This is a genomic window from Streptomyces sp. SID3212 (assembly GCF_009865405.1).
GTDB lineage: Bacteria > Actinomycetota > Actinomycetes > Streptomycetales > Streptomycetaceae > Streptomyces.
Genome location: NZ_WWJY01001216.1, coordinates 1 through 2,339, shown reverse-complemented (window position 1 = coordinate 2,339; position 2,339 = coordinate 1). Strand labels below are relative to the sequence as shown.

Below are 2,339 nucleotides of genomic sequence, written 5' to 3'. Positions count from 1 at the left end.
GGGGGTCTCGACGACGATCTCCGCCGCCTCCGCCTCGGCCGCCCTCGGCGAACCGGCCGGAGCCGACGCCTTGCGCGACGCCCGGCGGCGCGAACGGCCGCGTACGGAGGCCTCGGCCTCCGCCACGCTGCTGAACAGCTCCTCGTCCGGCGCGAACTCCGCCACCGCGAACGGGACCGGGGTCGCCACCTCGGCGGCCAGTTCGGCCTCCGTCTCGTGCTCGGGCTCGGTCAGCACGTCGGCGTACTCGTGCTCGTGGTCGTGCTCATGGCTGTCGTGACCGTGGTCCTGGTCCGTACCCGCCGAGCCGCCGCGGCCACGCTTCTTGGAACGCTTGCCGTTCCCGCTCACCGCGCCGCTGCCGTTGGCGTGGGCGTTGCTGTTCCCGCCACCGCCACCGGACGCCGTCGGCTGCTCCATGTGGACGATCACACCGCGCCCGTTGCAGTGGACGCAGGTCTCGGAGAACGACTCCAGCAGGCCCTGGCCGACCCGCTTGCGGGTCATCTGGACCAGGCCCAGCGAGGTGACCTCGGCCACCTGGTGCTTCGTACGGTCCCGGCCCAGGCACTCCAGCAGCCGCCGCAGCACCAGATCCCGGTTGGACTCCAGCACCATGTCGATGAAGTCGATCACGACGATGCCGCCGAGGTCGCGCAGCCGCAGCTGGCGCACGATCTCCTCGGCCGCCTCCAGGTTGTTCCTGGTGACGGTCTCCTCCAGGTTGCCGCCCTGGCCGGTGAACTTCCCGGTGTTGACGTCGACCACGATCATGGCCTCGGTCTTGTCGATCACCAGCGAACCACCGCTCGGCAGCCAGACCTTGCGGTCCAGCGCCTTCATCAGCTGCTCGTCGATGCGGTACGTCGCGAAGACGTCGACCTCGCTCGTCCAGCGCGTCAGCCGGTCGGAGAGGTCCGGCGCGACGTGCGCGACGTACCCGTGGATGGTCTGCCACGCGTCGTCGCCGCTGACGATGACCTTCGTGAAGTCCTCGTTGAAGATGTCGCGGACGACCCGGACGGTCATGTCGGGCTCACCGTAGAGAAGCGTCGGGGCGTTGCCGCTCTTCGACTTCTTCTTGATGTCCTCCCACTGGCCCTGGAGGCGCTCGACGTCACGGCGCAGCTCGTCCTCGCTGGCGCCCTCGGCGGCCGTACGGACGATGACACCGGCGTCGTCGGGGACGATCTTCTTGAGGATGGACTTGAGCCGGGACCGCTCGGTGTCGGGCAGCTTGCGGCTGATGCCGGTCATCGAGCCCTCGGGCACGTAGACCAGGTAACGGCCGGGCAGGGACACCTGGCTGGTGAGACGCGCGCCCTTGTGGCCGATCGGGTCCTTCGTCACCTGGACGAGCACCGACTGGCCGGACTTGAGCGCGGTCTCGATGCGGCGCGGGCCGTTGGCCATGCCCAGCGCCTCGAAGTTGACCTCACCGGCGTACAGGACGGCGTTGCGCCCCTTGCCGATGTCGACGAACGCGGCCTCCATGGACGGCAGTACGTTCTGCACCTTGCCCAGGTAGACGTTGCCGACGTAGCTGGTGGCCTGTTCCTTGTTGACGTAGTGCTCCACGAGCACGTTGTCCTCGAGGACGCCGATCTGGGTGCGCTCGCCGTTCTGCCGTACGACCATCACACGCTCGACGGCCTCGCGGCGGGCGAGGAACTCCGCCTCGGTGATGATCGGCACCCGGCGGCGGCCCTGCTCGCGCCCCTCGCGGCGGCGCTGCTTCTTGGCCTCCAGGCGGGTCGAGCCCTTGATGGACTGCACCTCGTCGGAGCCGCTGTGGATCTCGCGCTCGCGGTCGGTCTCCTTGGCGCGCCGCTCACGCGGCTCGCGGACCTTGACGACCGTACGCTCCGGGTCGTCCTGGCCGTTCTGCGTGCTCTCGGCCTCGGGGCCGCTGTCACCGCTGCGACGGCGCCTGCGGCGACGGCGGCGGCTGCTGGAGGAACCGGCGCCCGACCCGTTGTCGCCGTCGTCGTAGGAGGCTTCGTCGCTGTCGTCGTACGACCGCTCCGGCTCGTCCTCGCCGTGGTCGTGGGTGCGGTCGGCGGACCGGTCGGTGTGCTGATCGGTGTGCCGGTCTGTGTGCCGGTCGTCCGACTGCTCGTCCTGGGTGTCGTCGGCCTCCGCGGACTCACCGCGACGGCGGCGACGGCCACCCCGGCGGCGGCGGCGCGACGGGCGGTCGCCGTACTCGTCACCGTCGTCGAAGGGACCGTCGGCGCCCTCGGCGCCCTGGTCGGCCTCCTGCTCGGTGTCGTCGGCGTGCTGCTCCTGGGCGGCCGGCGCCTCGACGGCGCGCGGGGCCTCGGCGGGCTCGGCGGACT

General features: G+C 70.8%; 1 protein-coding gene. It reads right to left on the bottom strand.

All coding sequences use genetic code 11. From position 1 onward, the window contains the following. On the bottom strand, positions 1–2,339 hold a 2,339-nt coding region (locus tag GT042_RS36380), incomplete at both ends, for a ribonuclease E/G (RefSeq protein ID WP_161312940.1).